We start from the raw sequence: 14,455 nt of genomic DNA on the forward strand, positions 1-14,455 counted from the left end.
TTAGATAAACCCTTCAAAAAATGGTTTAATTTCGGAGTCCATTGTTCTCACCACTAGCGAACGATCAAGGAATCGGTTCCCTGTTTCACAAGAGGTTTCTGCAACCATTGAACAAGCAAAGCAGGCACACCCATTTAAATGATTTTCTTCAGAAGGTTCGAGATTTGCACAGTGGGGATCACTGGCACAAAATACCGCATCCTGAAGAGCAGCAAATAACGTTTTACGAATATTTGCTGTGCCCCCCATTTCCACCAAGCCTCCCAAAGAACCTTCTTGATCTGTACTTCCTGTATACAATAGAATCCCGGCCATATTCTCGTTCCAGTAAATGCGCTCCTTTATTGCAACGGAAGAATAACCTGATTGTAGGGAGAGTTGCTTTATTAAAAGGTGGGACAAAGTATGCATCATAACATATACAGCATCCCTAACACCAGTGACTTCCCATCCTTTACTTGTAATCCACTCTTTATACAACCGAGAAAATTGCGCAGATTTACTTTCAAGTATTTTACTGTTATCAGACAACCAACTTATTATTGAATCCCTATTAAATTCCAGGAATATACCTTCTCCAAATACCTCTACTGCCGGAAGCCAATTTTCCTCCATTCCAGATCCTAACCAAACAATATTCTTAGGTGAATTTACTTCTGGTTCTGGATTCTCATTTCGCATGAAACCTAATAAAACCAAGATTTCCTTAAGTCGATGCGCCTTTATTATTCGAGTGAAATAAGGTTTTAAATCATTAGGAACTTCCTGATTCTCCGCTTCAAAATCTTTAAGTTTTTTCCTGCCAGTAAAATCTGTAAAGGCTGCATATTCAATTTCCTTAATATTTTGGTAATTGTCCACATCTTCCGGAGGTGCATTATTATACTTTTCCCAAGCATGAAGAAATTTTTCAAAAGTACTGAATACTCCAGATAACTTTCTGTTGTAATATTTTTTCAGACCCATCATTCCATAATCTTCTTCGTGTGCAAGAATCTCTTCTTCCTGCTCTATTAATTCATTAGGAGTTTCATCATCTTTTTCTGGAATTGAGATAGCACTCCTAAGAGCAGGAAAATAAACATTCGATGCTCCACGCTGCAATGGAATAATTGGTGACTCACAATATCCACTTTTACTAAGTTGGTGAGGATGATGACCAGTACAAGCATAATCATTAAACGAACTTGCTTGGGTAGCACCATTCATAGATTGAAATGCCCCACATTCACATTTTACTCCCAATGAAGCAAGACTGGATGTATTACCTGAACTTGTCATATAAAGTTTACCCTTACATGAAGTTTCTTGTTTCTCATGCGCCCACCAACGCCATGGAAAATCATCAAGATGGTTATTATCCCGGCATGAAACAACAAATCTTGCTGGATATGCCTTCCAATCACAATCAGGACATTTTGGTCCTTCATCCAAATATGTCTCAAGCTGAAATTTATCCCTTATATTAAACAAACGACGACAATTATTATTACTACATACGTGATAATATGGGAAAGGAATAGCAGGTAAATCCTCCCAACCTTTATCAGGTATCTTTTTGAAATATGATTTCTTTAAAAACTGGGACAACCGCTTATCAAAGATTTTTTCCCTAGCTTTATCCCAATACTTTATATCAAGAACCATTAGAGAATCCTTAACTGAATCAAGGATTGCCCCCGGGCCAAAAGTGGTTATTAACTGTCCTGGTCTTACCTCTCCCACCTGATTTTTACTCATTCTTTTTCCCACCCTTCATATAAGTATAACCTAGAGCTGCCTTCGATTTGTCTCATCGAGTCTAGTGTGGGCCTTTCATGTACAGAAAGTTCCTTTTCCGAGTATCTACGTAAAAGCCTATTTTGTGTTTGGTACTTTGCTTTTTTGCTCATCGTACTAAAATAATAAACAAGATTTTTTTCTAAACTACTCGTAGCTATCCATTCGTCTAAGAATTCATCCAAATCCGCAAGAGTCCCATCGATATTTTTCGGTTCAACAATACTTACCCGGTTTCGGATTATAGACTTAATAGCACTTAAGTCAACAGTCCCGATATTCTTAGCCCCTTCATTTTGGGCAAGCTCTTTTTCCCTCATTCTTGCGAGAGCCACCGTAATGGCATGCAAGACCCTATCGCGAGCACGGGAAGCGTATGGAGTAGCAGTGGTTCCCTCTACATAATAATAAAGCCGGCTATGGTAGCCTTTAAAATTTTGATAATGAGACATATCACGTGGCCGATAAGGATTATAAACGGTAATAACCAGTCCTGGTTTACTTCTACCTACCCGGCTAGAAGCTTGGATATATTCTGATGTTTGTTTTGGTTGACCAGTAACAACCATCAAACCCAAACGGTCAACATCCATTCCTACTGAAATCATATTAGTAGCAATGACAACATCATATTCGTTATTGCCTGTTTCTTTTTCAAGTAATTCTAATACCTTGGGAATTTTATAGGATGGGACACGTGCTGTTAGTTCATCATCCCGATTGATATATCTTTGTCTTTCATACCCATATTTCTTTTGAAGGGTTTGGATCCGTTTTCTAATGTCATCGTCCAGTAAACGTTTTGCACCACCAAGTTCCCGTATACTATTAAAATAACCAATTAACGTTCTATATGGATCCACATACTTTGCTAATTTTTCATCCTTTAATAAATTTTCTGTTGTTTGAAGGAGAACTGCATAAATACGAAGCAATACAGTCTTCATCGATTGACCGGATACGCAAATACCACTATATAACCGGAAAGGATATTCCTCTACACTAACCTCTCTTCCGAAAAAGGAATCCTCGATTTCTAGTCCTGCCGGAGGGAATTGTTGCATCGTCTTTCTTCCAAACACACGCTCTATTTGTTTATCCGCGTTTTTAATTGTAGCGGTGGCAGCTATGTACTTAGGTTTCAATAGGCGCCCATCCTCTTCCTTAACCGTACATAGCTCCTCAATTACTGTCTCATATCCACCATAAATTGTCCCTAAAGGTCCAGTTATTAAGTGAAGCTCATCTTGAATAATAAGCTCTGGCGGGTAAAATGGCCTCATTTTAGATACACTTGCTCTAGGATTATTATGGTAAGCGGCATGCTTTTCTCCTTCGGCAATAAACCCACACTTTTCACAATGTCTATCCACTTTTCCAAAAAGTGTTCCAGTTATCTCATCCCATGGAAGACGAGCAAATTTATCTACAGTTGATATGATAACTGACGGAACCCTACGATATATTTCTTCATCTATCAAATAAACAGGAATATGATTCCTTGAGAAAAAGCAGGATGAATTAGTACAATAAATATCTAAACCTGTTTTTTCTGTTTTTGTATTTCTGTCTGGTAAAAACTTAAAATCAGGTTCCTTCGTACCACAGCATGGACATTCAAGGAGCTGCTTTTCAATATTTTTGTACATATTTTTTACTTCGTATGGTTTTCTATAGTATGTCTCCTGTAAATCACTTAATTTATTTGCGGTGACTTGTCCACCAACCCAAAAACCAACAGCAAATTCAGCCTGTCCAAATTGAAAGGTACGATCATTTGCCCTTAAAAATTCCGCAGCACAAATGACCCTCATCAATCGGTCTCTTTGCTGGGTAGTCAAAAGCCTTAAGGTATAGCGAAGAAAAATAGTGACTCCACCATCTCGCTCATATTTTTGATCTTCCGGAGCAAGAAGTCTTCTATATCCAAGCAAAAATGAGATTATACCTAAGTACGCTTCCGTCTTCCCTCCACCTGTAGGGAACCATAATAGGTCTACAATGGACCGATCTTCCGATTTAGGATTTACTACTCCCTCTAAATTCAATAGAATGAATGCCAATTGGAAAGGCCGCCAACTAAAGTTTTCCTTCTTTAATTCAGCCTCCAATGTTGTGCTTCCATTTTTCTTAGAGTAGTTTTTCATTGATATTTGTGTGTGCATGACTTGATTCATAAAAATAAAGGCACGAAAAACTTTATCATCTTCCAATAACCGAATGCCAGCGCGAATACGATTTAGTACTTTCCAGCACTCGACTACACTCATTTCTGCGGATTCAGTATCCTCAACTTTATCAACTGGAAGTTTCTTTATCCAATTTTCATATCGATTTGCAAGATTGTTCAATTTTTCTATTACTTTTCGTTTGTCCTTCTCTTCTGAAAACCTTTTAATGGAGAAGAATCCCTCAGGTAATTCCCCCAATTCCTCATCCTTAGGAAGTTCTGTGCTCATGCTGCCAACTTCATGAGTCGGGATAAACTCAGATTTAATTTTACCCGCAAAAATATCGTCATAATTATTCCAAGATGCAGCACAGCCAAATCCCTTTGCAAAAACCGGTTTATGGCGATATAAGAACTCCTCAAACTTACTTGAATCCTTTCTAGCATAGTTTTCGGCAAGAAAGATTCTTTCCCCGGATTCATCGAACACTTCCATTTCACACTGAAACATGCCATTATTACTGTTCTTATCAACGGTTCTATTGCTTAAAAATACAGATACTAGATAATTGTCTGTATCTTTCACTTTTCGTTTATTAACCACAATATATACGTTTTCGGAAACTTCAACCTCATATTTATCCTCTATTTTACCAATATTAATTGGTTCAACATCTGACTGGATATTACGTACCCAGACATTGATATCCTTCTGTTTTTCATCATCAAACCTTTTGGATTTGACGTACTTACCCCAAGCATACTTTATATTAAAACTTTTTGTTGATTCTTTTATGTAAAATCTTATCCCCATGGAAGATTGCTGCTTAAACGTCTTATTTTTAGTTTCCACTGCTCCTTCTTCAGATGATTCTTCTGGATCATCTGACACCGCTTCCAAACCTTCATCTAATAATTCATCATCTGGCTTTTCCACCTCGGATTCAAGAGGAAAAAGAATACCGGTTAAATAAGCTTGTGATGGCGGCTCGGTAATTACATCATCCTTGATATGCTCTGGGCCAATTAAATCACGTTTTAAATCTTCCAGCATTTTCTGTCGAACAAGCTTGTAGGTTTCTCTACTCAAATTTAATCACTTCCATTTAACTTTTAATTTCAAAAATGAAACTTCTATTCAGCATTATTATTATACCATAATTATCCTATTGAATATTTCAAAAAAGGATTTAGTTGGAAATAAAAAAATGTGGCTCACGTTTTACGTAAGCCACATACGAAAGTCAATAAACCAATTATTTAATTTTTGCCAATACTTTTTCAAACTTTTGATAATTCACATTCACCCCATCATCCAGGTCAATGCTTATTTGTGCATTGGCATATTCAGCCAGTTTTTTATCAAACTCAAGAAGTTCATCCAGACGCTTTTGAAAATCTGTCTTTCGTTTTTCTAATTCCCGTTTTTCTGTTGCACTTAAGTTAGGATTGACTATTCTGGCATCAACAGCTGAAATCTCATAATGATACTTTGCCTGAATTTCCTGTAAATGTTCAAACCGAATAGTTGCCATCGTGTCAGGCTGATATCGATGCATGTAGATTAAAGTCCTTAACCCCTTTTGTTTACCTGAATCCACCAGCCAATAAATTGGGCGTTTTTGATAAACTTGACAATGATCCTTAAAAAATTCATCAAGAAAATATCTCCGTAACCGTTCTTCAGGGGACTCATTTTGCTTTAGCTCCAATGAACCAGCTAACCACTCTAAATTTTTTTCTACTGAATCATAACCAAATACGCTTGACAAAAATTCTCTCAAACGAACAATAATATCATCCTCAAAAAATTGTTCATCTGTAAATTGTATTAATCCATGTTTACTTGGATAGAACGATTTATATTTTGTCCAATCCCAATTACCACCAGCAAAAGCAATTCCATCAAAATCCAAAGAGTAGCGACCAAGCACACATCCTATAAAGTAAGATAAAAAGGATTTAGTATCATTAATACGGTCAGCTTTCAGTGTGGTAATTTCATTATCCGGAACTTCAGGTAATAAGTCACTATGTAAATGGTACAAATTTATAAAAATCTGGTTTAGTTCTTCTTCATTTCTTTTAATTTGATCAAATTGTTTTGTTGTATAAGAAAGCCACTTTTCAAAGGTAGACGACAAAGAATCTGTTTTATTTTTTGAATATATAAATGGATGGGTTTTAAAATTCCATGAAACTTCGGACGCGTCCCAATCTTCCACCTCAATATTGATACAATTTATTGCTAACTCTTCAATTCTTCTCTTATTTGCCCCCACTTTAACAATAGGTAATGACTTTATGTTACCAACTTGAAAGTTTAAGGTTGGGTTTAAAATTGATAGGAATGTAAACGCAACTTTGCTACATAAGAATGATAATATTGTTAACATATCTTTTTTGTCCGGATATAGAGTAGGACCCCCTATATCAAAAATAAATCCGCTAGGGGTATACCTTCCTCCAAAATTCAAACTAATTAGAGACCAAGTTATACCTTCTTTGAAATAATAATTTATATTTTTTATTGTTCTAGTATAGCTTTTATATAACTTTGCTGCATAATTTTTTATCTCTTCCCCATTGTTCTCCCAATTAATAATATATGTCTGATTTCCATACCATTTTCTAAAGTCTCCACCCTTGTTATAAGGGAACCATTTTTTTGTACTATCTATAGCCTCTTGTGGACTTTTTACAGAAAAACCAATATTTTGATAATTGACTTCATACCATATTCTTAAAAACCGATCATTATCTGATGTTGCCAACCCTTGTCTTGGTTCTGCAATTTTATCAAGAGTTGGATTTTCTTGGAATGCTTTTATCATTTCATCAGATGCCCAATAAACAATAGGATTACCCGGAACATTAGCGAATTTGTTTAATGAAGAGAGATATAAATTCTTTTTCTTAAAGAACTCATCTATTTTATCCTTTACATTAAAATTTTCAGTCAATCTAAAATAGGTAGCAATATAACTAGTATTAGTGGTATTTCTTGCCACATATGCAGTGCTTTGTACTGTTTTTGTATTTAATTCAGGAAAAGTTCCAATTCCCAAATGTAACATGCTATAAATAAAACTGTTCCTTATAAATTTTTTCCTTAAATTTTCATAGGAACTTAAAAACATCCACGAATGTTGATTTATAGTTGCATAGAAACCATTCGGCTTTGTGAATATTTGTAAACGTTCTTTAAAGACAGCAAAAAGATCAGATTTAGAATCGGGAAAATTAACTTTTAAAAATTCACTTAAATCCTTTGACATACCTTTAGTACCCATATATGGGGGATTCGTTATTGAAATGTCAAATGATGAAACTAATAATTGGCTTTGAGTTAATAAGTGTCTTAAATCCTCTAAATGGTTAAATACTTCAAATGTCTCAACGGTTAACTGGGTATCTTCCAAATTGTCGATTCTCTCTATATATTTTTTATAATCATAAGACTCCATTTGCAACATTGTTCCATATAATTTACCATTATAAAAGGTCTCTAACATATGTTGTAGTTCTTCTTTTTCTTCATCATCTTTACTCAGTAATTCAATAATTCCTTCCTTATCCAGGTGATTTGATTCTTCAATTGAATAAATATTAAACTTAATTTTTTTACGTAAAATACTTCTTGACCTGCTCCTAGCTTTCATTATTAAAGAGAAAGTTGCTAATTGAGTTGCACGAGTATCAATATCTAAACCATATAAATTTTTCTCAAGTATTAATTTTGGAATATCGCTCACGGGATAACCAGCTTCTTCATACATTTGAAATAAAATATCAAATGAATAAACAAGGATATGACCAGATCCGACACATGGGTCAATAATAGTAATTTCTTCTATGCTAATGTTTTTATAGCCCATTTCCTTTAAGTGTTTTTTAACTACTTCTTCTTGAGCAGCAGGTTCAATGAAAAATTCCATGTTCTTTTTTAATGAAGATTCGGGATATGATTCCATCCAAAGTTGTCCTAAAGAGTTTTCGACCATATATTGTACAATCCACTTTGGAGTAAAAAGCTGCGTAGCCGCAGGTATATCATATTTTTCAATTTTTTTGTTTTTCTTTAGGTTAGCAAATACTTTATCTTTTGGTTCAGAATTATAAAACTGATACAACCATCCGATAACTTCTACTTCTAGAAAGCTTTCCGTTAATGCCTCATTTTTGGTAAGATTGCTGATGACCGATTCACTATCTAGTAAAAAGTCCGGAAGAAGCAATTCTGTATAGTCATTAATTTTCTCAAACAAAAATGGTAATATTTTGTTTAAAGCATTACATTGTGCAATGAAGAGTTTTCTATATGCTTCCTCTGTTCCACCTTGATTTAGCTTATCTTTTATATCCGGAATATCAACATCCAAGTCTACTGTTTCAAATAAAGTTAAAATATCAGGTTCAGATTTACCTGTTTTGCTCGAAAGTATATTAACACGACTTGGGAGGAAATCGTGGACTTCCATGTAGCGGATAGCAATGATTCTGTTGAACCAAGTATACGCAGCCTCTTCGATTAGTTGCTCGTATCCTTTTGTTTTTAATTGGGATGCCAGTGAATTAAAAGCAGTTTTCATTTGCCATGGGTAACCTGTACCATTTACAAAAACCTGACCAAACTTTTCTTCCATTTTTAAATCATTTTTTTCATCAATACCAAAAATCTTTGCACGTAAGGCAACTTTTTCAAGTAGGTCCCTCCGTGCAGAGACAGCGAAGTTTTTTAATTGAGTCTTGTTCATGCTTTACCTCCAATAATATGACCCGGTAGTTACTAAATGTACCATTGAAACCCAATCCTATCTTCCAGCTTTTTGTACCGTTATTTTATCTCCCTCAACCTCATAAAAATAAAGACTTTTCCAAATTGGTTTAAAATCCTCAAGAATTAGTTCGTCTATAAGCAGATCAATATTAGGTGTTACAATGATAAACCTTGTCTCACCATTTGCTTCTTCACTAATAAAGTCTGCTATCCCAAATGCAGGCTGCAATGCAATATTAATTCTTCCTTCATTTAACTCAAAGGATTCAATAAGATTATGATAAACTGATGGAATCACTCTCCGGTTATCTATACCACTAGGTACTAACCTAAATTGCACAAGCTTCTGGACTGGCTTTAGAAGTATCATTTTTTCTCTTTCAGTTTCTTCAAGTCGTTCTTGGCTTTTCTCTTCCAATTCCTGAATTTGAGTAAATGTTTGGTTGATTAATCCCGTATTTTTTCCATCGTAGTTCTCAGCTCGATAGCGTTCCAAACGTTCATTTAAAATGTTCATTTGCTCATTAAATGAATTACGAAGATAAACATTTCGTCGGTTTGTATACTCTTCTCTTTCCCGCTGAACTCCTCGAAGCATTTTACGTGCTCTTCTTATTCTCTCCGTCCCAAAAGACTGATCTAATTCAATACCAACTTTTATTATATCTAGGTTCGTACTGAATAAAAAATATGGAGATATTTCAAACCACGTTCCATCATTCAATTTACCAATCATTGCAAGTTGTTGCTCGAGAATTCGCCCTGTTCCATCAATAATGGTTACTCGATTTAATTCTAGATTCATTTCTTCATGTATTGGAAGTTTCGCCTCGAAAGAAGGAATAACCATCTGTTGTAACTTTCTTTCAGACAATTCCAAGGCTAATTTAAATAAAGGATGATCAGTATGAATCATTGGTGTAGTTTCAGTTTCCTTCCTTTCATTCAAGGTAAAGCGAATCGATTCTTGATTTGCAAGAATAATTTTATTTTTCCTCGCAAAATCCCGTAAATTTTTGGGAAAACGATCTATACGAACCAATGTCTCATCTTGAGAAAGTGAAATTCTTGTCCTTGTTTTTGATAGTGCTTCCAAGACAAACTTTCCATATGCACGTATCGGTAGACTTTTTATGGATAATTCATCAAATAAACGCTTTGCTCCAGGAAGGTCAAAGCTTCCCTGATCCAGTCGCTCCTTTGCTGCCATTTCCAATAGTCTCTTATGCTCTTGGGAGATTGATTTTTCCATTCGTTCAATAATATCATCTATATTCTGGCGTCCTTCAATAGCTTCTTCCATAATCGATGCCAAATCTGCTGATTGTTCTTCCAATACATCTCCAATGAAATCATATACTTGTTCTTGCCCCAAATCTTCACGCATTTGTTCCATTTTAGCCAACAAACGAGTTAAAACTTCCCCTTCAAGAGTGTTAACCGCAACAAGGTTGAATACAAACACTTCATTTTTCTGTCCAATTCGATGAATACGACCCATTCTTTGTTCAAGTCGATTCGGATTCCATGGAATATCATAGTTTATCATTTGATTACAGAACTGAAGATTTATTGATTCTCCGCCAGCATCAGTTGCCAACATAATCTGTACATTATTTCGAAACTTTTCTACTTCAGCTCTTCGCTGATCCATTGAGAAATGACCAACTATTTTGGCTATATGTGCTACCCTGGATTTTAGTCTCCGTTCTAAGTACAGTAGAGTGTCCTTAGATTCTGTAAAAATAAGAATCTTTTCATCTCTGGATAATAAACCTCCTGCTCCGAATAAGGTTCGTTCCAGTTCTAGAAATTTTCGTTCATTACCACTTTGTCTAATTTGACTAGCCTTTCGAATCAACCTGTCAAGAATATCAATTTCAAGTTGGAGTTCTGAAAAGTTAAAACTATTAATTTCCCCTTCAGCCTCTACCTCATAGGTTTCCTGCTCCTCCAAAATGCTATTTTCAAACTCATCCGCATTGAAGCCAGTTTGTTTCATACCTGACACTAAAGTTTCCTGAAGTCTTTCTTTTCTCCGGACCAGAGACAAATAAATTGCTTCAATGGAAGAACTAAGCCTTCTTTGCAATAACATCATAGTAAAGGCAACATTAGGTTTATTGTTCTGCTTAGCACGATTAAAATGTTCCCTTACATACTCGGTGACATCCTCATACAACTCTTTTTCTTCGCTGCTGAGTTCGAAACCTAGTGTTTTTGTCGTTCGCTCCGGAAAAATCGGTGTTCCATCGAAATTGACCATCGACTCTTTTAATCTTCGAATGATGTAAGGATTTGTTTTTTCATATAATGAATCACCCTTAGTTAACCGTGAAAAAATTTCATGGTCGATAAGACCCATTAAATGTTTGAAGTTTTCCTTATCTCCTTTATGGGGAGTTGCAGTAAGCAACAAACAATGTTCTGTATGGCGGAGAAGGGTTTCCCCTAACTGATACATTTTTGTCCGTTGCACCTTTCTTTTCTTTTGCCCGACTGTATAGGCTGCCATTTTATGAGCTTCATCAACAATGACCAAATCAAACTTTGAATTGACAATCATATTTTTGACATCTTCCCTAGTAGCCCAATACATTGAAGCAATTACTTGATCATTCACATCAAACGGATTCATATCGCCGGAATGATTCAGGAGAGATCTTTCGACAACTACAAAATCTTCATTAAATTTTTCCTTTAGCTCCTCCTGCCATTGCTTCACCACTAATGGAGGGGCAAGAATCAATGTTCTCTCTATGGCTTTTCTAGCCTTTAATTCACGGATCAGCATACCGGACATAATAGTTTTCCCAGCTCCAGGGTCATCCGCAAGTAAAAATCTTACTTGCGGAGATTGGAGCATCCGGCTGTATACTGCATCAATTTGATGGGGCAATGGAATCATTTTATTATTTCCACGTGCTCTTGATTTAGAGAATTGACTTTCAGACTCTAAAAAGTAATACTGCAATAAATGCTGGTAAAAGTTTTTTTCCTCATACGAGTTATCAATTTCGGAAAAATGCTCAACCACTCCGAGTTGGACACTTTCCAGATATTGAGCATAAAACTGATTTGAAACCTTACCAATCGCCTCGACTAAATACAAATCATTATCGATCAATTCACATTTCTTTATTTCAACCGTCTCTGGCCAGAATGGACCCTTAACCAACTCACCTATCCGGAGCATGCGCAGCACCTGCTTTTCTGACAAAAATTAATAAAGTGATTCATATAAGCGGAGAGTAAAGGTTTCTTCTTTATACCTTTTAACATTGTCTCCTTCCAACGATTCAAGTACCAAACTGCACGTATCGCCAATTTTGTAATATTTCTCAACCAAATTAAACGTTACATTCTGACTCCGTTCGTTGTTTTCACCTGTTAAACCAAAATGCAGAACTACCTCATTTGAAATACGTTCTCCTTCTTTGTAAAAAGCAGCTTTAACATTTCGAGGGTTATATGCATCCCCAACACTTTGTTCTTGGTAAAAAGTTATTGGCACACGATAATTTGTAATATTTTTATCAATAACTGCCACTGAAATATCAACTGAGACTGCCTTTTCAATTTTCCTGTAATCGATTACTGGGATAACTACTTCCTGGGGCATGGCTCCACCATGGATAAACTGCAATCCTCCGCCCCCAATAAATCTATTTAGGCCTTTAGCAATGACTACGTCTGATTGATTCAATGGAGTCTGATTAATATTTAGTTTTATAGAGCCTTCCCTAGCACTTAAATGATTTCCTACAGAGAACCTCCTATTCCCGTCAACCCTGTTTCCCAAAGGCGTATCAATTTTCCCATAGTTCTCAATTTGTTTAAACTGAAATAAAAAGCCATGATCAGCCGTAATAAAGATTCTTTTAGCCTGGAGACTCGAAAGTCTTGTGACAGCTTTATCAAGTTCTGAAATGGCTTTTTCAACAGCATCGAATGTCTCTCGCTCTGTTTTCCTTGAATCCCCAATGGCATCGATAAAATCATGATATAGATATACAAGTCTTTTTCCTTTTAGCTTTTCATCTACTTCCTGTCTTTTCCATTGTAGTAATTCAATTAAATGAAAAACGGCTGTGTTTGGTTCCTTGCTTTGTAAAACCTTTTGCCGGTTTACCAAGCCATCTGTTGGCATGTTATCAGCAAAAATAGAACCATTATCCTTTAGATTCAGTACTTTATGCGGCAACAGAGAAGCCATACCTAGTTTTGTGTAGCTTGGAAGGGAAGCTATCATAGGTTCAACATCAGCTTTTCCATTTGTATGACGATTCAATTTTTCTTGAAGTTCCATTGCACATTCGTATCTAAACGCATCAGATATAATAACGAATATTTTGGTTGTCTCTTTTTCAAGTATTGGGTTTATGTATGTCTGGAAAAAAGATGTTTGCTTTTTGACTTTAGTGTTCCAAGAATGCTCTAGCCACTGGTTAGTTTCGTTTGCTAACTGTATTAGGAAATCATTTTCGTACCAATTAGTCAATATATTTGGCACGTTACCTAACCAGTCCCTGTGAATAACTTTTAAATAGCAATTTATGAAGTTTCTATAAGCTTTGTCAACCATATACCATTCATTAGCATACTGATCATAAATATCTGTTGTAATTTGAGAAATGATTCTTTTCTTCAAATTAGTAAGTTTAATTGCATGAAATAATGTACTGTAAAGAGCAGATACAGGGTTCTTCCTTCCCCAAAAAGATCTTAATCGTTTATTTATCCTATCCATCCATTCCTCTGACTCAACTAAGTCGTGTTCCAGTTCCTGTACACACTTTTCAATGATAAGCACATCTACAACTGGGACCGTGTAAATATCTTCAATCTCTTCAACAGTTTTGTTTCGAAGCACATGTTCTATAGAGTATCCATTTTCCCAATCCTTAAGGTATCCTTCAAGGATCGATGTCTCCTCTACATTAGAATTTAACCAATCCTCAATAAACAAAGCGCATAAATTAGGAGAAGACGAACTCCAATTTTCTTCCCACTCCCTAAAGCTCCATTCGATATTTTGCTTCAAATGTTGGTAGATAAAAACATTTAGTAATTGCTGTAATGAGTTGTGATTATTCTCCAGAAATACTCCAAAATACTGTTGAATTATTTCTAATGTCCGGTCCCAAGAATAAAATTTTATTATCTTCCCAACTAATTCATTTTTAGGGGTATTCAGCCCATTCAATAGTATGTTTTTTAGAATCAACCTTATTTCAGGTACTTTCGCACCAGACAAAACAGCTAAAATGGATAGCTCCAACTCCTGGTCTGAAGCATTTGTCGGTATAATTTTCCCGAGCATAGTTTTCCGTTCCTTACTTCTGAAAAACAATGGATACTTTTTCATCGTTTCTCTGAGAACACTATCACTTATACCAAGATTTTCAGCCAAAATTGCAGTTTCATCTGACTTAAATTCCGTACCGTATAACAGAATGTCCAGCAGAAGATTATTCCTATCACTTGGTTTAAAGAAGGTTGCATATAAAAGAAATGTGTCTCTGGGTCTTTCAATTTCAATTTCCAATTTAATACTAAAAAAATTTCTCTCAGTTAATTGTCGTATTTGAACCTCTGGTAAAGCCTCTATTAAATCATCTATTGATTCCTGCTCATTTGGATCATACCAAAATACAATAGCACGGCCTTTTTTTCCTTCTTCGTCAACTATTTTTTCTTTTATCATCTCGATGACATTCAAGTGG

5 protein-coding genes are annotated in these 14,455 nt (G+C 35.5%); all 5 read right to left on the reverse strand.

Features of this window, described 5'->3' with window-relative positions:
* Positions 1 to 1,740: a DrmB family protein gene (drmB, locus tag ACZ43M_RS15570; protein ID WP_464503464.1), complete on the reverse strand. Its 1,740-nt coding sequence runs from the start codon at positions 1,738 to 1,740 to the stop codon at positions 1 to 3.
* Positions 1,737 to 5,039 (reverse strand): DISARM system helicase DrmA, encoded by a 3,303-nt coding sequence (drmA, locus tag ACZ43M_RS15575; RefSeq protein WP_464503465.1) that lies wholly within the window; start codon positions 5,037 to 5,039, stop codon positions 1,737 to 1,739. The genes drmB and drmA overlap by 4 nt, the downstream gene beginning before the upstream one ends.
* A 166-nt stretch (positions 5,040 to 5,205) precedes the next feature.
* Positions 5,206 to 8,706: a BREX-1 system adenine-specific DNA-methyltransferase PglX gene (gene pglX, locus ACZ43M_RS15580; RefSeq protein WP_464503466.1), complete on the reverse strand. Its 3,501-nt coding sequence runs from the start codon at positions 8,704 to 8,706 to the stop codon at positions 5,206 to 5,208.
* A gap of 57 nt (positions 8,707 to 8,763) precedes the next feature.
* Positions 8,764 to 11,766 carry a DEAD/DEAH box helicase gene (locus ACZ43M_RS15585; protein WP_464503467.1) on the reverse strand — a complete coding sequence of 1,001 codons (3,003 nt, stop codon included), beginning with the start codon at positions 11,764 to 11,766 and terminating at the stop codon, positions 8,764 to 8,766.
* 186 nt (positions 11,767 to 11,952) lie between these two features.
* Positions 11,953 to 14,451, reverse strand: coding sequence for a BREX-1 system phosphatase PglZ type A (gene pglZ / locus ACZ43M_RS15590; protein ID WP_464503468.1), 2,499 nt, complete (start codon positions 14,449 to 14,451; stop codon positions 11,953 to 11,955).
* Positions 14,452 to 14,455 lie beyond the last annotated feature (4 nt).

It is taken from the genome of Neobacillus sp. B24 (genome assembly GCF_055381825.1).

What these genes read in the sequence shown, in the direction of transcription:
- pglX (WP_464503466.1), bottom strand. Translation starts at nt 8,706, where the DNA reads ATGAACAAGACTCAATTAAAAAACTTCGCTGTCTCTGCACGGAGGGAC.
- drmB (WP_464503464.1), bottom strand. Translation starts at nt 1,740, where the DNA reads ATGAGTAAAAATCAGGTGGGAGAGGTAAGACCAGGACAGTTAATAACC.